Here is a 21562-nt window from a genome sequence, read left to right as displayed (position 1 = left end):
GTTGTGCGGCGCGACAAGATATTGATGCGATTGAAGCGCCGTCGAACATGGCACCTCTCTCGCCATGCGTCGTTCCGGGGCGCGCGCAAGCGCGAGCCCGGAACCCATACCCACAGGAGGAATGCGGGGCACGCTTGTCGTGGGCATCTCGTCTCGGAACGTCGGCGTGGGGTTATGGATTCCGGGCTCATTCGCTGGCGCGAATGCCCCGGAATGACGAGAGGAGAGAGTTGGGCGACGTCAAGCCAGGATGGCGCGCGCCGTGGCCTCGTCGGTGATCAGGCCATTGATCAGCCGGCCGGTCAGCGCAGCGCGGATCGCCGGGATCTTCGCCGGTCCCAGCGCGGCGGCAATGGTCATGGCGCGGGCCGGGACGTCGGGCGGGATGCTGGTCAGGCGCCGGTTGGTGCCGCCGGCAATCACCCTGCCGTTGGCGTCGTAGGCCCAGCCGGTGATCTCGCCGATGGCCCCGAGCCGCATCATCTCGGTGAGTTCGTCGCGGGTGACGAAGCCGTCGACGTGCATCTGCGCCTTCTGGTCCATCTGGCCGATGCCAACCAGCTTGAGGTCGGCCTTGTCGGCGACCGCCTTGACCTTGGCGATGGCATCGAGCCGGACCATGCGGTCACGCTCGTCCTCGCTGCCCATCAGGAACGGCAGCGGCATCGGGTAATGCCGCGCGCCGGTGCGGTCGGCGAGCCGGCCGACCGTGTCGAAGAAGCTCGCGGAGCCATCGGCCAGGATGTTGCCGACCAGCGAGACGATCTGGTGCTCGGGCCGATCGACCGGCGAGACGCGCTCGACCGCGGCCCGCACCGCCCGGCCGGTGCCGAGCGCAATGATCACGGGCGTCTCGGCGCGCAACGCCGTCTCCAGCAGGTTGGCGCAGCGCTCGGCAATTCCCGCGGCGCCCGTCGGCGCCGCCGGATCGGTCGGCACCACCTCGCTATGCACCAGCGTAAACCGTTCCTTCAGCCGGCCGGCGAGCGCCATGCAGGACGCGATCGGGTGCTCGAGCCGGAAGGTGATCAGCCGCTCGGCGAGGCACAGCGACACCAGCCGCTGCGCCGAGGCGCGCGACACCTGCAGCATCCGGGCGATCTCGTCCTGGGTATGACCCGCGATGAAATACAGCCAGCCGGCGCGGGCGGCGTCGTCGAGCCGGGATTTGTCGCTGTCGCTGGCCGCCATGACGCCGAGCGGTCTCCTTCCAGACATCCTCACCCGCGCACACGAGCGTAGCGCGCATTATGACATGGCGGTCGGGGCCTCGGGAACGGACGCACCACCACCATCCCCAGGCGAGCCTGCCGTGCACCCGTCCGACAAGATCATATGCTCTGACGATGGGCAATAGCTCGCATGCCTCGCCCCACTCGGGAGGACTGATGATCGCTCTCCGGCACTGAATTCTGGAAACAGCCATGGATGGCGGGAACCTCGCCTGCCGCACATCGGCTGCGCGTCATCAGGGGGATGTGGAGCGCTGCACGGCCGCCTAGCTGGAAGCCATGGCTTCATCTCGCATCGTCCGGCCGCCTCGCCCTGCTCCCGTCTTCGTCTGCCGCAAATGCCTGAAGCGCAGCGATGATGCGAAGGACATCGGGAAGGAGATCAAGCGGGCGATGAAGCGCGCGGCCCCGGCGCGCGGCAAGCCCGCGCGCACCATCATGACCAGCTGCTTCGGCCTGTGCCCGAAGCGGGCGGTGGTGATCACGGCCGGCGTCCGCGCCGCGCGGGGCGAATATGTGCTGGTCTCCCGGGCCGGCGAGGTCGCCGGCGCCCTGTCGCTCCTGCATGATGATCAGAACGGATCGTCCTGAAGCTCGTCGTCATCGTCCTCCCGCGCCAGGCACGCCACCGTCCGCTCGGCGATGTTGCGCATCAGCCCGATCTCCCTGAGGTCATGCCCATCGAGCACGGCGCGCGCGATCACGGCGAGATCGGCCCAGCCGAGCCATTCGTCGCGCGCCCCCTCGCGCATCCACAGCGCCGTCATCACGAACAGCTCCGCCCAGCGCGCCCGCTGCGCGCCGATGGCGCCGTCGTTCTGCAAAAGCTTGGCGGGCAGCGCCTCACGCGCCCGGCGGCTGGCGCTCTTCACCTTCTGCTCCAACTCGGCATCGTCCTCGAACCAGGAATCCTCGATGCCGTCGAGCTCGACGATGTCGCCGCTGTCGGCCAGGGCCATCGCGACGTCTTCGGGCGCGCGCAGATCGTCAGGCAGATCGGCGATCAGCTCGTTCAGGAGTTCGCGAGAATCGATCTGGGCCGGCTGCCATTCGGCGCCGCCGATCGTCTCGGCGACCTGCAACAGCCCCGCCGGCGGCACCTCGCCACGCGCGACGGTCAGCCCGAGATGGTGACCGACCATGCGGTCGACGAAGGCCCGGCTGACGTCCAGCAGCGGCCCATGCGCCGCGAGGCCCGCCATGATCTCCTTGACCGCCTCGCGCGGTTGCGGATCGCTGGTCATCGCCTCGGAGATGCCGTCGCGGGTGAAGATCGTCATGATCCGCTGCGTCTTGCGGTCGACGGGTGACACCGCCAGCAACAGCTGCGTGCCGGCGCCGTCGGTTGCACTGGACTTGAGCTTGTCGACCGCGCCCTTTGCCCAGGGCGCACAGTCCACGCCGGCCGCACGGGCCTTCTGGATGATCGCGTCGACGCCGGCGCGCTCGCGCTCCGGCCGCCAGTTGCGCATCGCGATCACACGGCGGAGGTCGACGGGCGACAATGTCGAAGCCTGCTCCAGCAGCGCCGCCGCCGCGGCTTTGCGCACCGCCGCGCTGCCGTTCTGCAGGAACAGCACTGCGGCCGCACGCGCATCCGCCTGCTCGTTCTGCGCCAGATGGGTGGCCAGCGCGATCTTGGCATCATCGGGCATCAGATGCGCGCCCTCGGCGAAGGCGGACACCATCTGGAACGGATCGCCGTCGCAGGCCTCGAGGATGTCTTCGAGCACCGAGACGATGTCGCCCGGCAGCACATCGTCCTCCTCCTCGTCGCCGAGTTCGGCAGAGACTGCGATGAGCTCCGGGGATGCGGCGATTCCGGCCTGTTGCAAGGCGCCGCCGAGATAAGCGAGCAAGGTGCCCTCGATCTCCCCGGCCTCGGCCTTCGCCGCCAGATCGGACTGGAAGCGCGCGATCAGCTCAGCCGCATCCTTGGCGCCGCGCTTCGCCCGCTCGTTCAGGCCGGAGAGCAGCATCTGCAGCATGAACAGATAGCCGATGCCGAGCGCTTCGTCGTCGCCGGCCGGCGGCATGTGGCGGCACACGCCCTCGGCCGCCGCGGAGATCTCGGTGGAATGGGTCAGCAGGAAGCGCTCGAGCTCCGGCGTCGGCTGCGGCAGCCGCCCCTTGGCAAACCCGGCCGCGAGCTTCCTGGCATGATCGTCGAGACCGGCCGGCTTCGCGCCTGATTTGGCCATCAGAACTCTCCTCAGCTTCCCAATTTACCGCGAAAGACGACCGATCGTAAGCGCCTCCGGACGCAATCCCCCGTGAAGATGCCGCGGCTGATCGCCTCCGCGGGGCGGACCGCCATGAGCGGACGGAGACGGACCATGGTGAACGAAGCCTTGCCCCGGTCATTCGAATGCCATCACAGGTCTTGACGCTTGCTTCGCAGGCCCCGGGCTTAGCTGCCGCATCGTCCTCGTCAGCAAGCGCGCCATGAGCCCCACCGCCACCATCGCAGTCTCCGGCATGAATGCGGCCTCGCGGCGGCTCGAAGTGTCCGCCTCGAACGTCGCCAATGCCCGGAGCACGGGCGCGCTGCCCAATGCCGACGGCACGCTGCCGGCCGGCGCGCCGAAGGCCTATGTGCCGCTCGAGCTGGTGCAGAGCGACGTCGCCGGCGGCGGTACGCAGACGACCATCACCCGTTCGAGCTCCGGGACCTCCGCGAGCTACGATCCCTCCGCGCCGTTCGCCAACAAGGACGGCCTCGTCGCCGCGCCCAATGTCGACCTCGCGCAGGAGATGATCAGCCAGCTCGTCGCCAAATACAGCTTCGCCGCCAATGCCCGCGTGCTGAAGGTGAGCGACGAGATGAGCCGCACCGTGATCGACATGAAGGTGTGATCTTCACACCCCGGTCGGCCAACGATGACGCGCGCGACGCGATCCTCGCAAACCTCGAACCGCATAGCGGCCGGACAACGGCCGCAGATCCATCGCCGCACGCCCCGCCTCGGGGCGCGGCTCAGCGCGCGAGCACCGCAATCAGCCAGTGGATCAGCGTCGCGCCGCCGACCGGCGCCACCACGAGCAGGATCATGTTGAAGCCGAGCAGCGCGAGCAGCAGCCGCTCGCCGCGCGGCGACAGCCGCCGCTTCGGCGGCTCCGGCTTCGGATCACCAGGCCAATAGCCGGGCAGGTCGACGAACATGGGACCTCCAGATCGTCCCTCAATGCAGCAGCGCCTGGGATGGATGACCAGCCGCGATGCACACCCCGCCGCGAGCCTAGCATGCCGATCCGATGATCGCGAGCTGCACGGGCTCAGCCGGTCTGCTGCTGCGGCGCCGCGAGCACCTGCGGCGCGACCGCCGCATGCTGCTGATGTTACGGATGTTACGGTGACAGTGCACTAAATTCGCGCGCTACCTTCAAGCCCGTTCCCGATCATCCTCTTCGGCCGGCTTCGGCCCGCGCTTGGCCGGCTTGAGCACGCGACCGGTCATCTTCTCGATGCGGCTGAGGAAGCGGTCGCTACCGATCGGCCGGCCGATGCTCTCGGCGGCGCGAAGGCGGGCCAACAGAGCCTCCTCGTCGTCCAGGCCGCCGCCCAGGAGCCCCGCAATGTCCGGGAACATCGCCTTCACCGGCTCGCGCGCGGTCACACCATCGTCGCGGCCACGCAGATGCGCGCGCGTGCTCGACCAGGCCCAGTCCTGGGCGCGGGTGACCAGCCGCGCCCGCACCGGGTTGAGGCTGACATAGCGCAACGCCGCGGCGAGATGCGCCTCGTCCATCGCAACGGCGCCGAACCGCCCCTGCCAGAAATGGCCGCTGCGCTTGCGGCGCGCCTGGACGATGCCGGCATAGGCGCGATGCACGCGTGACAGGGCCCGGCGCAGGCCATCGGCATCCGACGGCACCAGGATCAGATGCACGTGGTTCGGCATCAGGCACCACGCCCACACGGCGACATCAGCCGCCCGGCAACGGGTCGCGAGCAGGTCGCGATAGAGCGCATAATCGTCGTCGCCGAAGAACGTCCGCGCACGTCCGTTGCCACGCTGGGTCACGTGGTGCGGCAGGCCGGGGATGACGACACGGGCAAGGCGAGCCATGCGCCATCCTGCGCGCACCGAAGAGGGATGTCAATTAAGTGCACTGTCACCGTAATTCCGAACCGCCCCTGCCAGAAATGGCCGCTGCGGTTGCGGCGCGCCTGGACGATGCCGGCATAGGCGCGATGCACGCGTGACAGGGCCCGGCGCAGGCCATCGGCATCCGACGGCACAGGATCAGATGCACGTGGTTCGGCGTCAGGCACCACGCCCACACGGCGACATCAGCCGCCCGGCAACGGGTCGCGAGCAGGTCGCGATAGAGCGCATAATCGTCGTCGCCAAAGAACGTCCGCGCACGTCCGTTGCCACGCTGGGTCACGTGGTGCGGCAGGCCGGGGATGACGACACGGGCAAGGCGAGACATGCGCCATCCTGCGCGCACCGAAGAAGGAAGTCAATTAAGTGCACTGTCACCGTAATTCCCAGCCGCCATCACGATGGTTCTGCACCGCACCTGCCGATTCGGAAAGAGCCTGCTCAAGCAGCAGTGCGTTTTCGCGCGAAGCGGTCGTGCGAAATTTACTCGCGGTGCCATGCGACCGGCCCGCACTCCGACCCATCCACCAATGCCCTGTCGATCGTATTGCAATACGGGACAACTAGTGAGCGGCGAAATTTTGTACACCATAGCCAATATCCGCTCCTGTTGTTTGCATTTCCTCCGTTAGAATGTAAATTTTGGACGCGATCACAATGCCTATCCAGAAATCCAGCTCTCTGCAGAGATCTATTTGACGAGAACAGAAATGGACCGCCTTCAGTTTACGTCTAGCATTGTTAGATCACTGGCTTGGCCAATTGCTGCCGTGACCATCGTTTTGATTTTTAGGAAGCAACTGCAACATCTGCTCTATCAGGTTAGAAAAATCGGCGGAGCCGGTCTAAACGTCGAGCTGGCGACGCAGGTTCAGGAAGTCCAGCGAGCCGGAGAAGCTGTCGAGCTAGAGCAAGGCGGCGCATTGGCAAGCACAATGAACGATCACTTAGACCCGACACTCGCTCAACTCGCCAAAACATTTCCTGAGGCGGCTGTGCTTCAAGAATACAAGACCGTCGAAAGGATACTGCTTCAGATTCGCGAGATATTGCCCGACAAGAGACCTCACCGCACTCTAAATGAGGTGCTCAACAAGCTTGCAGATCAGGGATTTGTGTCTGAGACGGTGGTAACGCTTTTCCAAAGCGTCCGACAGGCCAGAAATATGGCTGCGCATGCGACAGACGACAGAAACATGACTTCGGGTGAGGCGATAGAACTAATAGGTCAGATCAAAACCCTCCAGAATATTCTCGATCGCGTTTTGGAGCAGATCAGATCAAACACAGTGGACACTCAAACCAAGTGAAGCATTTTATGTATACCTGACGCTGGCCTTCAGACCTTAAGAACACCGAACCGCCGACTGGAGTCCGTTGCTGATGCCAGATCGATACGATTTCGCCAACTTGTCCCCGATAGAATTCGAAGGACTTTGTGTGGACCTCGTATCAGCGGAAACTGGCCTCAGGTTCGAAAGGTTCTCTGAAGGGACGGACGGCGGAGTGGACGGCCGACATAGCCGAGCAAACGGCGACATTATCCTTCAAGCTAAGCACTATAAACAAAGTACATGGTCTGACCTTCAAAAGGCGGTCAGGAGCGAGACGGCCAAGGTCGCTGCGCTCAACCCAGCAGAATACTATCTTATGACCTCGCAAACGCTTACTTCCGCGCGGAAGGGTAAGCTCGTTCAACTTTTGGGGCACCCCTCGGTGATCGCGGCAAACATCTGGGGTCGCACCGAGCTGAATGCCTATTTGGCCAAGCACGGAGAGGTCGAAAAGAGAAACATAAAGCTGTGGCTGTCCAGCGCTGCGGTCCTGGACAGATTGCTCAAGAATGATATCGCCATTTTCACAGAGGCTACGTACGACGAGATAGAGCGAATCCTAAAAGTATTTGTCGTCAATCCGAGCCTCAGCAAATCTGCTGAGATCCTTAGGGCGACCCGCTGCCTGATCATTTCAGGGCCGCCGGGAGTCGGTAAGACGACCTTGGCACAAATTTTAGCGGCCGAGTACAGCGAAAGCAGCTGGGAACTTGTTTCGATCTCCTCAATCGAAGATGGCTTCCGCGCATTCCAGTCCGAGCATCGGCAGGTGTTCGTCTTCGACGACTTCTTGGGAAAGATTAGGCTCGATCCCGCGGCGCTAGCGCGCGATGACAGCAAAATCGTTCGCTTCATGTCTATGGTGCGCAAGGACAAGAGAAAACGATTTGTTCTCACGACACGGTCTTACATCCTGCAGGCGGCTAAAGCGCTCTCAGAGGCCCTAGACGACACGGCAGTCGACGTTGCGGAAATCGTATTGGACCTATCGACCTATACCAGAGAACTGAAGGCGAGAATCCTCTACAACCACCTTTACCATTCGGGCATCGATCAAGCCGCCATACAGGCTCTTTTAGTGGGCGACGTTGTCCGTCAGATCGTGGACCATCGAAATTACATGCCGCGCATTATTCAATGGATGACCGACGAGGTCAGGCAGCGCGGGGTGGCGCCGATCGACTATCCGAAGGTTTTCCTACACACCTTGGAAAATCCAGATAAAATCTGGGAAAAGGCCTTCAGGCAACACATCAGCCCAAAGGCCCGTATTTTATTGTACTGCATGTATTTCGCCGAGCAGGAGCGCTGGCCGAAGCCGGGCGTCAGATTGGATCAGCTGCGAGTTTTCTTCGACAGATCGATAGTCGAGTTCGGTGAGATCGCGAAACAAGCGATGCGCGTGTCGATGTTCGAAGATTCGCTGCGCGAAGTGAAATCATCTTTTGTTGTGGTCGACGACGGTACGGCTAATTTCATCAATCCATCCGTTCAAGACTACCTGTCGCGTGAGACCGCCGACGACACCATCCTCTCGACACTTGCGCGATGTGTGCCGACTGTGGCTACAGCGACCTCGCTTTGGAAAAAAACGGGCAAGAATCTTTCAGCTCTAATTCGCGCAAAAGTTGCGGACGGCGTCCTTATATCTTTAATCGAAGGACGGGTCGAAGGACGGCTCCCACTGCATGAACTCGCCAATCTAGTGGGAGATTTGATCTTGGCGGCGGCCGACCGCGACACCTACTGCGCGCAACTGCGTCGAATGAAGTCTCGCAAGCATTTTTGGACCAATGAAGCGGATCTGCCTGCCCTAGTTGACATGCTCTCCCACGGCCGATTTAGCCACCTGCCGCACGCGCAAGCCTACGCTAGATACCTTCGCTTACAGATATACAAGTTAGTCTCTTCCGATCGCGAGTACGCCATGGAGCTTGAGGAGCTTGCGACGCTCGCATCGAACCTCGGGTCGTCCAAAATTGAAATGCCAGACCAGTTCTTTGATCATTTCGATCGGGCTGTCGCGGAGAGCGTCGATATACTTGATGTCGGTAAAATCCGCAGTGGCGAAGATCCCGAACAAGTCATCGGGGAATGGCTGGAACACATTCATAAAATCGAGACACACACATCTACATCGGTGGATTATTTCAAGAAGCGGGAGTTCGAAGAACGAATTGATGCGATTCAACGGTACCAAGATATGGAGCGACAAGAAGAGGAGTACTACCAGCCAACATTGCGATCGGAGCCCCTGGCTCGACCTTCGACCTCGAGCGGAGGTTTTTCCAATTCGGACCTGCAGTCCATGTTTTCATCGTTGAAGAAATCAGAATGAGGCCTTCTGGGAACTATCCCGGCACGGTGCAAAGGCCGAGCCCAAAGATTACGCGGAAAGAATGGCGGATTACGCTGCGCCAATCCGCCCTACGCGCTGCTCCGCGCCAGCCGCCGCTCACGCCGCCCGCGGCTTGTTCACCGTCTCGATCCTGTCGAGACTCTTGCCAAGACTACGTTTCGCGATCTGAACGTCGTAGTCCGTCTGCAGGTTGAGCCAGAGTTCGGGCGTCGTATCGAGTGCCTTGGCGAGCCGGAGCGCGGTGTCGGCGGTGATGCCGGTCTGCTCGTTCGCGATCCGCTCGATCCGGGTCCGCGGCAGGCCGCACACTTTGGCGAGCGCGCCGGCAGACATTCCGAGCGGAATTAGAAACTCCTCGCGCAGAACCTCACCGGGATGCATCGGCTTCAACTTCTTGGTCATCGCAGCGCCTTTCAATGATAGTCCACGATCTCGACGTTCGCTGGGCCGTCCACCGTCCAGGTAAAGCAGACCCGGAATTGATCGTTGATGCGGATTGAATACTGTCCGTGGCGATCTCCCGTCAGCGCCTCCAGCCGGTTGCCGGGCGGCGATCGCAAGTCACCGAGGCCAGCCGCTGCGTTGAGGTAACGCAACTTCCGGCGAGCCACTTTCAACAGATCGGACGGAAAGCCCTTCGGGTTCTCACCGTCGAAGACAGCCTCGGTGATCCTGTCCCGGAAGCTTCTGATCATGCTGACGTATGTATCATCTAATGATACATACGTCAAACGATGGCGATGTCTCTGAGTTGCTCGCGCTATTTCTGCCAACTCACATGTCATCGGCCAGAGCATCTCAGCCCTGCACAAACTGCCCGTCGTGCTGATTCCCCTTGCGTCGTCGGGCAAATCACCTCCACATTTCCCGCCATCCTGCCCGCACTGAGAGGGGCGCATCGCGATCGTCACGGGACGTTGCGGCGGGGAGTGGTGGCCGCGGAGCGACGCAGCATCTCATGGAGGTGCGGACGAACGTCGTTTCGCGGACGGTCAAGCCGTGTGGTCCCGACACCCCGACGCTGGTGTCTTGGTCGGCGACGATGTCGATGACGGGGGCAAGCAAGCCCGGTCCCCTGGGAGAGCACGGAGCAGCCGTTCAAACCATCGCGCAGGGAAGGCCGGGTTGTTTCCGGCTGAGCCTGTGGTTCCTTCCCCGTGCACTCTCTTACGCACGGGGGCCGCGGGTGCCAGTCGGCACTCGGCCTTCCCTGCGCCCTCTCAATCGATGAGGACGCAAAACTGCAGCAGAGCTCGGGCCGATCAGGTGGCGAGGCTGCGGGCGCATGGGCGTGAGCTGCGACGAGCGGCGGAGCTGTTTGACAGGGTGGATCGGAGATCAGAGAGCCGGGCTCAAGCGAGACTTGGGGGGGCTCAAACGCCCGGCTTCGCGAAGGCGCTACGCCGGGCACGCTTCGCCCTGCGGGCTACTGCGCGGCTGCGCCACGCGTAGCCCGCAGGGCGAAGCGTGGTGCCCAGGGGCGGGATCGAACCACCGACACTGCGATTTTCAGTCGCATGCTCTACCAACTGAGCTACCTGGGCAGGTCTCGTTCGGGACAGAAAAGCCCGGCGAGCCGGCGGGTTATAGTGGGACCAAGCGGTGCTGTCTACCGCCCAGGCGCGAAGTTTTCACATTCCTTTTGCAGTTGCTCGGAGGGCGCCGAGGCGGCCGCCAGACGGCCTGCGCCGCTGCGGCAAGGTCATGAAAACACGGCCTTATTCGACATCCTCCTCGTCACCTTCGGTGGCCGGGATGACATAGGAGCCGCTCAGCCAGCGGTGCAGGTCGACGTCGCGGCAGCGCGGCGAGCAGAATGGCCGCACGGCCTCGGCCGCGGGCCGGCGGCAGATCGGACAGCGGCCGGCGGGCTTGGGCGGGGCGGCGGTGGGCGGGGTGGGCGATTCGTTCGACATGGCCGCTATCTAGGCGCCCTGGGGGCGTGATGCACCCCCTCGGAGACGGCGTCAGACGCCGACGGTGTTCAGCCAACCGAAGCGGATCGGAAAGCCCTCGCCGGCGAGCAGGGTCGTGGTCTCGTACAGCGGCAGGCCGACGACGTTGGTGTAGGAGCCGACCATCTTGACCACGAAGGAGCCGGCGATGCCCTGGACGGCGTAGCCGCCGGCCTTACCCCGCCATTCGCCGGAGCCGATATAGGCCTGGATGTCGTCCTCGCTGAGCCGCTTGAAGCGGACGCGGGTCTCGACCAGGCGCTGGCGGAACGCCTCCTTCGGCGTCACCAGGGTGATCGCGGTGTAGACGCGGTGGTTGCGGCCCGACAGCAGCCGCAGGCACTGCGAGGCCTCGTCGACCAGGTTGGCCTTGGGCAGGATGCGGCGGCCGACCGCGACGACGGTGTCGGCGGAGATGATGAAGGCGCCGCGCAGTTCGTCGTCGAGCTGGACGGATTTCAGCGCGGCATCGGCCTTGGCGCGGGCAAGACGGTTGGCGCAGGCGCGCGGCAGCTCGCCGCGCTTCGGCGTCTCGTCGACGTCGGCGGGGCGCAGCGCGTCGGGCTCGATGCCGGCCTGGTTGAGCAGCGCCAGACGCCGGGGCGAACCGGATGCAAGAACGATTTTGGGACGGCCGAGCATGCTGATTTCGCTAGGGGATTCGGAAAGCGTAAGGCGGGCGCGCGGAACCTATCGGAAGGGGTGCCATTCCACAACCCGGAGACTGCGACAAGGCTGCGACAGCCTGCTCTACGGGCTCAGTTTGAGCGGCGGACGACGTTGGTATTTCGGTTCGATGACACCTCGCCGGGGAACCGGAACTCACAACCCGGCCGGGCCGGGCTTGGCGAAGCGCTTGCGGATCCGCGCGAACAGGCCGTCGCAAACCTCGCGATAGGCCGACAGCTTCTGCTCGCGATTGCCGTCGGTATTGGTGGGGTCCGGCGTCGGCCAATATTCGACGTCGGCGGCGATGGTGCGGGTCAGCTCGAGGGCCTTGTGATGCGCTTCCGGCGAGAGGGTGATGATGAGGTCGAAGTTCAGGCCCTCCCAGTCCTCGAGCTCCTCGAAGGTGGTGGGCTTGTGCTGCGAGATGTCCTGGCCGAGCTCGGCCATCACGGAGACGGCGAAGGGATCGAGCTCGCCCTTCTTGACGCCGGCGGAGCGGACATAGAGCGCATGCGGAAACATCTGGCGGAGCAGGCTCTCGGCCATCGGCGAGCGCACGCTGTTCTGCCCGCAGGCGAACAGCACCGCCTGCGGCTGGCGCGCGCGCGGCGGCCCCTCAGCCATGCGGCTAGGCGCCCTTGGCCGGAAGCTGGGACGCGAGACGGGCGGCGCGCGGCGTCACTGGCCCTCGCCCTTCCAGTGCAGCACCGTGATCAGGGTGAACAGCCGGCGCGAGGTCTCGAAGTCGACCCGCACCTTGCCCTTGAGCCGCTCCTGCAAAGTGCGCGAGCCCTCGTCATGGATGCCGCGGCGGCCCATGTCGATCGCCTCGATCTTGTCGGGCGTCGCGGTGCGGATCGCGTTGTAATAGCTGTCGCAGATCATGAAATAGTCCTTCACGATCCGCCGAAACGGCGACAGCGACAACAGGTGCGTCACGACGGGGGTGCCGTCCTCGCGGCGGATGTCGAACATCAGCCGGTTGGCGGTGATACCGAGATGCAGGGTGAACGGGCCGGTGCCGTCGGCGCCCTCCGGCGCGAACAGGTTTTCCTCGACGAGGTCGTAGATCGCGATCGCCCGCTCATGCTCGATGTCCGGACCGGAGCGGCCGATCGACTCCTCGTCGAGCGTCACCGCCACGATGCGATTGGTCCGGTCGTCGCCTGGCGGGTGCTGGGTCATGGCAGATTGAGGCGTATTCCCACGGAGCGTGAATGGGCGTCGAGACCCTCGGCCTTGCCCAGAGTCATCGCCGCTGGACCCAGCGCGCGCAACTGGTCCGGACCGCATTTCAACAGCGACGTGCGCTTCATGAAGTCGAGCACTCCGAGACCGGAGGAGAACCGCGCCGAGCGCGCGGTCGGCAGCACGTGATTGGAGCCGCCGACATAGTCGCCGATCGCCTCCGGCGTGTGCGCGCCGAGGAAGATGGCACCGGCATTGCGGACCCTTGCGGCGAATGCGTCGGGGTCGGCGGTCATGACTTCCAGATGCTCGGCGGCGATGGCATCGGCCAGCGGCACGGCCTGGTCGAGATGCTCGACCACGATGATGGCGCCGAAATCGGCCCAGGACGCGCCGGCGATCGCGGCACGCGGCAAGGTCTTGAGCTGGCCCTCGACGGCGTGGGCGACGTCGTCCGCCAGGCGGCGGCTGTCGGTGATCAGGATGGATTGCGCGCTGGCATCGTGCTCGGCCTGGGCGAGCAGGTCGGCGGCGATCCAGTCGGCATTGCCGCTGTCGTCGGCGATCACCAGCACCTCGGACGGGCCCGCGATCATGTCGATGCCGACCTTGCCGAACACCAGCCGCTTGGCGGCGGCGACATAGGCATTGCCGGGGCCGACGATCTTGGCGACGGGGGCGATCGTCGCGGTGCCATGCGCCAGCGCGGCCACGGCCTGGGCGCCGCCGACGCGGTAGATCTCGGAGACGCCGCCGAGATGCGCGGCGGCCAGCACGAGCGGGTTGAGCTTGCCATCGGGGGCCGGCACCACCATGACGAGCCGGGCGACGCCGGCGACCTTGGCGGGAATGGCATTCATCAGCACCGAGGACGGATAGGCCGCGGTGCCGCCGGGGACGTAGAGACCGGCGGATTCGATCGCGCTCCAGCGCCAGCCGAGCTCGACGCCGGCTTCGTCGGTGAAGCGCTGATCCTGCGGCAGCTGCTTGAGATGAAAGGCCTCGATGCGGTCGCGGGCGAATTTCAACGCATCCAGCGTGGCCGTATCGCAGGCGTTGAAGGCGGCCTCGATCTCGGCAGGCTTGACGCGCAGCGTCGCAGCGGTCAGCTCCAGCCGGTCGAACTTAGCCGTCGCCTCGAGCAGCGCCGCGTCGCCGCGCCGGGCCACGTCGTCGACGATGGCGCGGGCGGCGGCTTCGACGTCGGCGGAGGTCTCGCGCTTGGCGGCGAGAAACTGCCGAAACTGGGTGTCGAAATCGGCGTGAGCGCGGGACAGGCGAATGGGCATCTCTGGCACTTTCCGAAGGGGTGGCTGCCCCCGACCCCCTGCTCAATGGCGCGGCAGCGCGGGGCCGTCAACCCTTTGAACCCGCCCCTACCCCGTCAGCGGCGGGACGTCGTCGACCGCGCCGACGCCGAGATCATCCTGGCCGAGATCGGTCAGCTCGCATTCCAGGCATTCGACATCGAGTCGCAGCGCGCCGCCATGGGAAAACAGCAAGAGCGCACTGCCGGCGGGCGCCTCGGTGCCCGGATGGAATTCGATGCCGATCAGCTCCAGCGCGGCGTCGGGCGCGGCGAGATCGATGCGGCGCGACTTGCAGGCGAGCACCCGGTCGAAGCGCAGCGCCGCCAGCAGCCGGCGCGGCTCGCTCTCGCCGTGCAGCGCCTGGTCCCAGTCGAGCCGGTTCATGCCGATCACCAGGCGCTTCTCGGCCTGGCGCCAGATGATGTCGGCCGGCTGCACCCGCGCGTCCTGCACATGGGCGGAGATCACGGCGAGATCGTCGGCGTCGAGCGCGATCAGTTTGAGCCGGTCGGTCACGACATCATTCCCTTGGCAGCCTCATTCGCGGATGCGCTCGATCGTGGCGCCGCAGGCCTTCAGCTTGTCCTCCAGCCGCTCGAAGCCGCGATCGAGATGATAGACGCGATTGATCATGGTTTCGCCTTCCGCAGCAAGCCCGGCAATGACCAGCGACACCGAGGCGCGCAGGTCGGTTGCCATCACGGGCGCGCCGCGCAGGGTCGAGATGCCCTCGATCCGCGCGGTCTCGCCGTCCAGACTGATACGCGCGCCGAACCGCGCCAGCTCCTGGACGTGCATGAAACGGTTCTCGAAAATCGTCTCGGTGATCGCGGACGCGCCCTGCGCACGGACCATGAGCGCCATCAGCTGCGCCTGCAGGTCGGTCGGGAAACCAGGGAACGGCGCGGTCGTCACCTGGACCGGGCGGATGCCGTGACCATTGCGCACCACGCGGATGCCATCGGCATCGCTCGAAATCTCGGCACCAGCTTCAGCGAGCACGTCGAGCGCCGATTGCAGCAGCTCGGGCCGGGCGCCGGCAAGACGGACGTCGCCCCCGGTCATCGCCGTCGCGATCGCATAGGTGCCGGCTTCAATGCGGTCAGGCAGCACCGTATGCCGCGCGCCGTGCAGAGAGGCCACGCCCTCGATCTCGATGCGGGGCGTGCCGGCGCCGCTGATGCGTGCGCCCATCTTGTTGAGGCAGTCGGCGAGATCGGTGATCTCGGGCTCGCAGGCGGCATTGGTGATGATTGTCGTGCCCTTGGCGAGGCTCGCGGCCATGACCGCGACATGGGTGCCGCCGACGGTCACCTTCGGGAAATCGATGGTGCCGCCTCGCAGCCCGCCCGGCGCCTTGGCAACGACGTAGCCCGCATCGATCTCGATGCCGGCGCCGAGCTTCTCCAGCGCCATGATTAGGAGGTCCACGGGCCGCGTGCCGATGGCGCAGCCGCCGGGCAGCGACACCCGGGCCTCGTGCATGCGCGCGAGCAGCGGCGCGATCACCCAGAAGCTGGCGCGCATCCGCGACACCAGCTCATAGGGCGCCGTGGTGTCGATGATGTCGGCAGCGGAGATCTGCAGCGTCTGGCCCTGATACTGGCCATCGCCCGGACGCTTGCCGACCGACATGATGTCCACGCCGTGATTGCCGAGAATGCGCTGCAGCTGGGCGACGTCGGCGAGCCGGGGGACGTTGTCCAGGATCAGCGTCTCCGGCGTCAGCAGGCCCGCGATCATCAGCGGCAGGGCGGCATTCTTCGCGCCCGAAATCGGGATGGTGCCGTGAAGCGGGTTGCCGCCGACGATGCGAATGCGATCCATGCTGATCCTGCTGGGCTGATCGGAAATTTGGCTGAGATGGGCGCAACAGGACCGACATTACGGCGATTTGATGGGTTCGCAACGGCCGGTCGTGGCGTCCCGGGATTCATCCCAGGACGATGCGACTCAGACCGGCGGCACCAGCGCATCGGCGAGAAAGCCGTGCAGCGCGGCAACCACCTGGGCGCCCTCGCCGATGGCGCCGCCGACGCGCTTGACCGAGCCGGAGCGGACGTCGCCGACGGCATAGACGCCGGGCACCGAGGTCTCCAGCGGCGACACCATCCGCCCGGCATTCTGCTCCGACTGCGCACCGGTGACGACGAAACCGGCGCGGTCGAGCGTCACGCCGCAATCGCCGAGCCAGCCGGTGGCCGGGTCGGCGCCGACGAACAGAAACAGGTTGCGGATATCGGCGGGCGTCTTTTCGCCGGACAACCGGCTCTTCAAGGTGATGCGCTCCAACCCGGTATCGGCGCCGCCATCGAGCCCGACGACCTCGGTGTTGAACAGCAGCTCGATATTCGGCGTCGCCTCGATGCGCTCGATCAGGTAGCGCGACATCGACGCGGCAAGGCCGCCGCCGCGAATGATCATCCGCACCTTCTTCACGTGCCCCGACAGAAACACCGCGGCCTGTCCGGCCGAATTGCCGCCACCGACCAGCGCGACCTCCTGTCCGGCGCACAGCCGCGCCTCGATCGGCGAGGCCCAGTACCAGACGCCGCGGCCCTCGAACTCCTTGAGCCGGTCGAGATCCGGACGGCGATAGCGCGCGCCGCTGGCCACCACGACCGAGCGCGCCCGCACCTCGTCGCCACCCTCCAGCGCCAGCACGAAAGCCCCGTTCTTGCGCTCGCAATCGAGCGCCGTCACCGACACCGGGATCATGATCTCGGCGCCAAACTTCTGTGCCTGGTTGAAGGCGCGCGCGGTCAGCGCCAGACCGGTGATGCCGGTCGGGAAACCAAAGTAGTTCTCGATGCGCGCGCTGGCGCCGGCCTGGCCGCCGAACGCCCGCGAATCCAGCACGGCGATCGACAGTCCCTCCGATGCGCCATACACCGCCGTGGCCAGCCCCGCCGGACCGCAGCCGACGACCGCGACATCGTAGACCTTCTCACCGCGCGGCCCGCCGATCATGCCGACGGCGCGCGCCAGCTCCGTCTCGCTCGGATTGCGCAGCACGCTGCCATCGGACACCACGACCAGCGGCAGCTCGGCCGGTGTCGGCGAATAGCGCGCGATCAGGTCGGCGGCATCGTGATCGACGGCGGGATCGAGCAGATGGTGCGGAAAGCCGTTGCGGGTGAGAAAGCTCTGCAGCCGCGCGATCGCGGCCGATTGCGGCGGGCCGATCATGACCGGACCGCCGGCGCCGCCCTGGATCAGATTGACCCGGCGCAGGATCAGCGCCCGCATGATGCGCTCGCCGAGCTCGGCCTCGGCGATCAGCAGCGCCCGCAGCTTCTCGGGACGAATCAGGATGACCTCGACATCGCCCTCGGCATGACCGTCGACCAGCGCGACGCGGCCGGAGAGCTGGGCGATCTCGGCCAGAAACTGCCCTGGCCCCTGGTCGATCACCGGCGTGACGTGACCAAGGCCATCGCGCTGGGTGATCGCAACATGGCCCTTGAGAATCACGAACATGCCGGGGCCAGGCTTGCCGGTCTCGAACAGCAGCTCGCCGTCTTTATAGGTCCGGATCTCGCCGAAGCCGCGCAGCCGGGTGATCTCCTGTGGCGTCAGCTCCGGAAAGGTCTGGTCGAATCGCGGCAGCGTCTTCGCGAGCTCCGCCCGCTGTGCCGCCGCATCCGCCGCTGTCCCGTCATTCACCGCCATCACGCTCCCCACATTCAATCCGTTCGACGCGCTACGTCGTCAGAGCCGCCGCGAGCGGCCTCGTCCCCCTCGCCCTGCTCGGCCGGCGCCGCCTGGCTGCGCTCACGGCTCTGCACCTTGCGCCGCTTGAGGTTCTCGCGCAGCGCCTGCTTCAGCCGCTCCTCGCGCGCTCCCTTCCCCTTGCTGGTCCGATCCGTCATCCCCTTCCCCGGTCACCCCTTACCAGGGGCACAATTGGTGCTGCGGGCGCGAAAGCCAAGAGGGGAAAGCGACGCAGACGGTAGGTTCCGGCCGACCTGGCGTCGACTGCCCGGGTGGGGAGTTGCGGACACGGCCCCCTCGCTGGCCCCGCCTTTGACGAGGAGGAGAGAGAATTGTTGGCCAGATGGACGATTCCTTACGGATTCGGAGATCTTTCGCCCGATTTTGACGTATCGCCCCCGCGTCTTTCCCCGAAAACCGGGCGAGCCGCGCTTGCGCCGGCGGGGAGCTTGTGGCAAGAACCGCCCGCGTTCGGGCGCGGCCTTCGGGCCGGCTCCGCGAGTCCCTTTGCTGCCGTAGCTCAGTGGTAGAGCACTCCCTTGGTAAGGGAGAGGTCGACAGTTCAATCCTGTCCGGCAGCACCATCTCGTTTCCCACATTTTAGCCAAGCCACGGCATCTCGGCCTCATGGTTCGAGACGCGCCGCGTTATGCAATCGTCGTGACCGCTCGGTTCGGGCGCGGCGCTCCTCACCATGAGGGTCTGGCAAAGGCCGTGCTGCGCATCGACCATGAACACGCCGGTGGCGTGTTCATGGAGAGCGGCGCGGCCACGAGGTTGAAGCATCACCGCGAACTCGCCCTCATCCTGAGGAGACCGCCGCAGGCGGTCGTCTCGAAGGATGGGCCGCAGCAACCGCATTCACCCAGCATTGCTCATCGCGGCAACAAATTCTCCTTCGCCAGATCGATCACCTCATCGCCGCGGCCGCTCATCACGGCGCGGATCAGCCAGACGCTGAAGCCCTTGACCTGTTCGAGGCCGATGGTCGGCGGCATCGACAGCTCCTGCTTCGCCGTGACGACGTCGAGCACGGCAGGGCCGTCATGCGCGAGCCAGTCGGCGACGGCGCCGGGCAGCTCGCCGGGATCCTCGACTCGGCGGCCATGGATGCCCATCGCCTGCGCCATCGCCGCGAAATCCGGATTCTCCAGATCGGTGCCGTGCTCGACGAAGCCCGAGGCCTTCATCTCCAGCGCGACGAAGCCGAGCGTGCCGTTGTTGTAGATCACGATCTTCACCGGCAGCTTCATCTGCTTGAGCGTGATGAGATCGCCCATCAGCATCGCAAAGCCACCGTCGCCCGATAGCGAGACCACCTGCCGTCCCGCCTGCGCGGCCTGGATGCCGATGGCTTGCGACATCGCATTGGCCATCGAGCCGTGCACCAGCGAGCCGACCAGGCGGCGGCGGCCGTTCATGGCGACGTAGCGCGCGGCCCAGATCGTCGGCGTGCCGACGTCGAAGGTGAAGACGGCATCGTCGGCAGCAGTCTCGCTGATCAGCCGGGTCAGATATTGCGGATGGATCGGCCGGCGGCCGGGCGTGCCGACCGCGAGGTCGTCGAGGCCTTTGCGCGCGGAGGCGTAGCGCGCGAGATTGTCGTCGAGGTGGCGGCGATCGGATTTGGCCGTGAGCTTCGGCAGCAGCGCGCGAAGGGTCTCGCCGACATCGCCGACCACGCCGACATCGAGCCGCGCGCGGCGGCCGAGCTGGCTCGGCCGGATGTCGACCTGGACGATCTTGATGTCGGAGGGGATGAACTGCTTGTAGGGAAAATCGGTGCCGAGCATCACCAGCGTGTCGCAGCTGTGCATGGCGTGATAGCCGGAGGAGAAACCGATGAAGCCGGTGAGCCCGACGTCATAGGGATTGTCGTACTCGACATGCTCCTTGCCGCCGAGCGCATGCACGATCGGACTCTTCAGCGCCTCCGCAAGCTGCATCAGCTCGGCATGCGCGCCGGCGCAGCCGCGGCCGCAGAACAACGTCACGCGCTCTCCGACGTTGAGCAGCGCGGCCAATGCATCGAGCTCCGGCTCGGCCGGACGCACCACGGGCTTCGGCGGCACCAGGCCGATCGCCGGCGGCAGCGCGCGCTTCGGCGCGGCCTTCAGCGCGACGTCGCCGGGAATGACGATGAGGGCCACGCCGCGCTCGCCCAGCGCGGCACGGATCGCGTTCTCCAGCACGAACGGCATCTGCGTGGGATCGGAGATCAGCTCGCAATAGACGCTGCACTCGCGGAACAGGTTCTGCGGATGCGTCTCCTGAAAGTAGCCGCCGCCGATCTCGCCCGACGGGATGTGCGCGGCGATCGCCAACACCGGCGTGCGGCTGCGCTGCGCGTCATAGAGACCGTTGATGAGATGCAGATTGCCGGGGCCGCAGGAGCCGGCGCACACTGCGAGCTGGCCGGTGATCTGCGATTCACCCGAGGCCGCGAAGGCTGCCACCTCCTCGTGGCGGACATGCACCCAGTCGATCGTCTTGCGGACGCGCAGCGACTCGGTCAGCCCGTTGAGGCTGTCGCCGACGACGCCGTAGATGCGCTTGACGCCGGCGATTTCGAGCATCTCGACGATCTGATCTGCAATGGTGGACATGAGCGACTGAATCCTTTGGTCATGAGAGATGCCGAAACCTACTGCCGAGGCTTTGCGGTCTCGTTACCTGCACGAGGCGGCGCGGCCGAATCAAAAGCGCGCGCTTGCGAAGGTTCCTGCGGGATGCGCCTGAGCGAGATCATGACCTCAGGGCGATGCGGGCCGGCGGCTTGCCGCATGGCGCCGCGGCCTCGCGGCGCATATTGCGTCCGAGCTTTGCGGGAGGTCCGCCCTCTCGTCACAGAGAGCGCAGGGAAGGCCGGGCGCTGGCCGCGCCCGTGGCCCGCCTGCGAAAAAAAATGCAGGCGGCAGGTACCACAGGTCTGGCCGAACACACCCGGCCCTCCCTGCGCGATGGGCTTACGATTTATACGCGCTCTCCCTGGGGACCGGGCTTTGTTGCCCCCATCACCCGCGATGCACTGACGCACATCAGCGAGCTTGACCTCAGCATCGGGAGGCCAGGACCACGCGATTTCGCCGTCCGACTCGAAGTTGTTCGTCCGCTCGCGAATGCGCGCTGCAACTCCGACCCGGCCACCGCATCCCACACCCAACGCTCGTGACGACTCGCGAACGCCCCTCTTCGATGGGCACGGGACGGCCGAAAATGTGCAGGTGATTTGCCCGACGACACAAGGGAAATGAGTGCGGCAGAGTGGCACGACGGGCAGTTTGGGCAGAGCTGGCATGCGTGGGAGCACGGCTTCACTTAGTGCAGTGTCACCGCGCTCCAGATTGGTTGCTACCGCTAGGGCATGGCAACCGCATTGCAAAGTCTACAGTGGGGTGTGGGCTGCAGAAAATCTGCTGCACTCTGCTTCGCTGTCTTCGAAACACACCTGAGAATCGTTAAATCAAAGGTTGCTTTCTTGTGTTCGATAAACCATCATGAAGCGTCAATGACGATTGGGGGACATTGACAGTGACCCAGCCTCCAAAAGGCCCGTCGCCCGTCGAAGACGCCACAACACCGGAAGGCGCCACGACGCCAGCTGCCACTACGACGCCAGCTGCCACTACGACGCCAGCTGCCGCTACGACGCCAGCTGCCGCTACGACGCCAGCTGCCGCTACGACGCCAGC

At 65.2% G+C, this 21562-nt stretch carries 20 protein-coding genes and 2 tRNA genes; 5 read left to right on the top strand and 17 right to left on the bottom strand.

The window, feature by feature from the left end; all coding sequences use genetic code 11:
* Positions 1–240: 240 nt before the first annotated feature.
* Positions 241–1191 carry a sugar-binding transcriptional regulator gene (locus tag HL666_RS23995; protein ID WP_172183981.1) on the bottom strand — a complete coding sequence of 317 codons (951 nt, stop codon included), beginning with the start codon at positions 1189–1191 and terminating at the stop codon, positions 241–243.
* 320 nt (positions 1192–1511) lie between these two features.
* On the opposite strand from HL666_RS23995, the gene HL666_RS23990 reads away from it, so the two are divergent.
* Positions 1512–1823, top strand: coding sequence for a hypothetical protein (locus tag HL666_RS23990; protein WP_172110179.1), 312 nt, complete (start codon positions 1512–1514; stop codon positions 1821–1823).
* On the opposite strand, the gene HL666_RS23985 is transcribed toward HL666_RS23990, so the two are convergent.
* On the bottom strand, positions 1805–3433 hold the full coding sequence (locus HL666_RS23985; protein WP_172183979.1) for a Y4lR C-terminal helical domain-containing protein: 1629 nt from the start codon (positions 3431–3433) through the stop codon (positions 1805–1807). The two genes, HL666_RS23990 and HL666_RS23985, sit on opposite strands and share 19 nt — an antisense overlap.
* 244 nt (positions 3434–3677) lie before the next feature.
* On the opposite strand from HL666_RS23985, the gene HL666_RS23980 reads away from it, so the two are divergent.
* Positions 3678–4088, top strand: a complete 411-nt coding sequence (locus HL666_RS23980; RefSeq protein ID WP_172110181.1) for a flagellar basal body rod protein FlgC — start codon at positions 3678–3680, stop codon at positions 4086–4088.
* A gap of 121 nt (positions 4089–4209) precedes the next feature.
* Here the strand turns inward: HL666_RS23980 and HL666_RS23975 are convergent, their stop codons facing one another.
* Both HL666_RS23975 and HL666_RS23970 read right to left on the bottom strand, forming a co-directional pair.
* A complete protein-coding gene (locus HL666_RS23975; protein WP_172110182.1) occupies positions 4210–4395 on the bottom strand; it encodes a hypothetical protein in 186 nt (61 codons plus the stop codon).
* 220 nt (positions 4396–4615) lie between these two features.
* The gene (locus HL666_RS23970; RefSeq protein WP_172183977.1) at positions 4616–5302 is read right to left on the bottom strand and encodes a transposase; all 687 of its coding nucleotides are present in this window, start codon (positions 5300–5302) and stop codon (positions 4616–4618) included.
* 749 nt (positions 5303–6051) lie between these two features.
* Between HL666_RS23970 and HL666_RS23960 the strand changes: the two genes are divergently transcribed.
* Both HL666_RS23960 and HL666_RS34295 read left to right on the top strand, forming a co-directional pair.
* On the top strand, positions 6052–6651 hold the full coding sequence (locus HL666_RS23960; protein WP_172183975.1) for a DUF4145 domain-containing protein: 600 nt from the start codon (positions 6052–6054) through the stop codon (positions 6649–6651).
* A gap of 73 nt (positions 6652–6724) precedes the next feature.
* On the top strand, positions 6725–9013 hold the full coding sequence (locus tag HL666_RS34295) for an ATP-binding protein (RefSeq protein ID WP_246741618.1): 2289 nt from the start codon (positions 6725–6727) through the stop codon (positions 9011–9013).
* Between the two features lie 117 nt (positions 9014–9130).
* Here the strand turns inward: HL666_RS34295 and HL666_RS23940 are convergent, their stop codons facing one another.
* The 12 genes from HL666_RS23940 to HL666_RS23885 form a co-directional block, all read right to left on the bottom strand.
* The gene (locus tag HL666_RS23940) at positions 9131–9436 is read right to left on the bottom strand and encodes a HigA family addiction module antitoxin (protein ID WP_172183973.1); all 306 of its coding nucleotides are present in this window, start codon (positions 9434–9436) and stop codon (positions 9131–9133) included.
* A gap of 11 nt (positions 9437–9447) precedes the next feature.
* Entirely contained in the window at positions 9448–9729 is a 282-nt protein-coding gene (locus HL666_RS23935) for a type II toxin-antitoxin system RelE/ParE family toxin (RefSeq protein ID WP_172183971.1), read from the bottom strand.
* 773 nt (positions 9730–10502) lie between these two features.
* Positions 10503–10578: transfer RNA gene (locus HL666_RS23930), tRNA-Phe, on the bottom strand.
* Between the two features lie 174 nt (positions 10579–10752).
* Positions 10753–10950 carry a DNA gyrase inhibitor YacG gene (gene yacG, locus HL666_RS23925; RefSeq protein ID WP_172110185.1) on the bottom strand — a complete coding sequence of 66 codons (198 nt, stop codon included), beginning with the start codon at positions 10948–10950 and terminating at the stop codon, positions 10753–10755.
* 51 nt (positions 10951–11001) lie between these two features.
* On the bottom strand, positions 11002–11631 hold the full coding sequence (locus tag HL666_RS23920) for a Maf-like protein (RefSeq protein WP_006613056.1): 630 nt from the start codon (positions 11629–11631) through the stop codon (positions 11002–11004).
* A 180-nt stretch (positions 11632–11811) separates the two neighbouring features.
* On the bottom strand, positions 11812–12282 hold the full coding sequence (locus HL666_RS23915; RefSeq protein WP_172110186.1) for an arsenate-mycothiol transferase ArsC: 471 nt from the start codon (positions 12280–12282) through the stop codon (positions 11812–11814).
* A gap of 54 nt (positions 12283–12336) precedes the next feature.
* Positions 12337–12843 (bottom strand): UPF0262 family protein, encoded by a 507-nt coding sequence (locus HL666_RS23910; RefSeq protein ID WP_172183970.1) that lies wholly within the window; start codon positions 12841–12843, stop codon positions 12337–12339.
* Positions 12840–14135: a histidinol dehydrogenase gene (gene hisD / locus HL666_RS23905; protein WP_172183969.1), complete on the bottom strand. Its 1296-nt coding sequence runs from the start codon at positions 14133–14135 to the stop codon at positions 12840–12842. The genes HL666_RS23910 and hisD overlap by 4 nt, the downstream gene beginning before the upstream one ends.
* 87 nt (positions 14136–14222) lie before the next feature.
* Positions 14223–14672, bottom strand: a complete 450-nt coding sequence (locus HL666_RS23900; protein ID WP_172110188.1) for a DUF2948 family protein — start codon at positions 14670–14672, stop codon at positions 14223–14225.
* Between the two features lie 21 nt (positions 14673–14693).
* A complete protein-coding gene (gene murA / locus HL666_RS23895) occupies positions 14694–15983 on the bottom strand; it encodes a UDP-N-acetylglucosamine 1-carboxyvinyltransferase (RefSeq protein WP_172183968.1) in 1290 nt (429 codons plus the stop codon).
* Between the two features lie 126 nt (positions 15984–16109).
* Positions 16110–17828, bottom strand: coding sequence for an FAD-dependent oxidoreductase (locus tag HL666_RS23890; RefSeq protein ID WP_172183967.1), 1719 nt, complete (start codon positions 17826–17828; stop codon positions 16110–16112).
* A gap of 14 nt (positions 17829–17842) precedes the next feature.
* On the bottom strand, positions 17843–18028 hold the full coding sequence (locus HL666_RS23885; protein ID WP_172183966.1) for a hypothetical protein: 186 nt from the start codon (positions 18026–18028) through the stop codon (positions 17843–17845).
* Positions 18029–18379: 351 nt separating this feature from the next.
* Between HL666_RS23885 and HL666_RS23880 the strand changes: the two genes are divergently transcribed.
* Positions 18380–18454, top strand: a tRNA-Thr gene (locus HL666_RS23880).
* Positions 18455–18745: 291 nt separating this feature from the next.
* Here HL666_RS23880 and poxB read toward each other — a convergent pair.
* The gene (gene poxB / locus HL666_RS23875) at positions 18746–20476 is read right to left on the bottom strand and encodes a ubiquinone-dependent pyruvate dehydrogenase (protein ID WP_172183965.1); all 1731 of its coding nucleotides are present in this window, start codon (positions 20474–20476) and stop codon (positions 18746–18748) included.
* Positions 20477–21562 lie beyond the last annotated feature (1086 nt).

It is taken from the genome of Bradyrhizobium aeschynomenes, assembly GCF_013178945.1.
In the GTDB taxonomy this organism is placed as follows: Bacteria; Pseudomonadota; Alphaproteobacteria; order Rhizobiales; family Xanthobacteraceae; genus Bradyrhizobium; species Bradyrhizobium aeschynomenes.
This window is presented reverse-complemented; position numbering and strand designations above follow the sequence as displayed.

Coding starts and splice junctions, on each gene's coding strand:
- HL666_RS23995 (WP_172183981.1), bottom strand. CDS start 1,191: ATGGCGGCCAGCGACAGCGACAAATCCCGGCTCGACGACGCCGCCCGC.
- HL666_RS23990 (WP_172110179.1), top strand. CDS start 1,512: ATGGCTTCATCTCGCATCGTCCGGCCGCCTCGCCCTGCTCCCGTCTTC.
- HL666_RS23985 (WP_172183979.1), bottom strand. CDS start 3,433: ATGGCCAAATCAGGCGCGAAGCCGGCCGGTCTCGACGATCATGCCAGG.
- HL666_RS23980 (WP_172110181.1), top strand. CDS start 3,678: ATGAGCCCCACCGCCACCATCGCAGTCTCCGGCATGAATGCGGCCTCG.
- HL666_RS23975 (WP_172110182.1), bottom strand. CDS start 4,395: ATGTTCGTCGACCTGCCCGGCTATTGGCCTGGTGATCCGAAGCCGGAG.
- HL666_RS23970 (WP_172183977.1), bottom strand. CDS start 5,302: ATGGCTCGCCTTGCCCGTGTCGTCATCCCCGGCCTGCCGCACCACGTG.
- HL666_RS23960 (WP_172183975.1), top strand. CDS start 6,052: ATGGACCGCCTTCAGTTTACGTCTAGCATTGTTAGATCACTGGCTTGG.
- HL666_RS34295 (WP_246741618.1), top strand. CDS start 6,725: ATGCCAGATCGATACGATTTCGCCAACTTGTCCCCGATAGAATTCGAA.
- HL666_RS23940 (WP_172183973.1), bottom strand. CDS start 9,436: ATGACCAAGAAGTTGAAGCCGATGCATCCCGGTGAGGTTCTGCGCGAG.
- HL666_RS23935 (WP_172183971.1), bottom strand. CDS start 9,729: ATGATCAGAAGCTTCCGGGACAGGATCACCGAGGCTGTCTTCGACGGT.
- yacG (WP_172110185.1), bottom strand. CDS start 10,950: ATGTCGAACGAATCGCCCACCCCGCCCACCGCCGCCCCGCCCAAGCCC.
- HL666_RS23920 (WP_006613056.1), bottom strand. CDS start 11,631: ATGCTCGGCCGTCCCAAAATCGTTCTTGCATCCGGTTCGCCCCGGCGT.
- HL666_RS23915 (WP_172110186.1), bottom strand. CDS start 12,282: ATGGCTGAGGGGCCGCCGCGCGCGCGCCAGCCGCAGGCGGTGCTGTTC.
- HL666_RS23910 (WP_172183970.1), bottom strand. CDS start 12,843: ATGACCCAGCACCCGCCAGGCGACGACCGGACCAATCGCATCGTGGCG.
- hisD (WP_172183969.1), bottom strand. CDS start 14,135: ATGCCCATTCGCCTGTCCCGCGCTCACGCCGATTTCGACACCCAGTTT.
- murA (WP_172183968.1), bottom strand. CDS start 15,983: ATGGATCGCATTCGCATCGTCGGCGGCAACCCGCTTCACGGCACCATC.
- HL666_RS23890 (WP_172183967.1), bottom strand. CDS start 17,828: ATGGCGGTGAATGACGGGACAGCGGCGGATGCGGCGGCACAGCGGGCG.
- HL666_RS23885 (WP_172183966.1), bottom strand. CDS start 18,028: ATGACGGATCGGACCAGCAAGGGGAAGGGAGCGCGCGAGGAGCGGCTG.
- poxB (WP_172183965.1), bottom strand. CDS start 20,476: ATGTCCACCATTGCAGATCAGATCGTCGAGATGCTCGAAATCGCCGGC.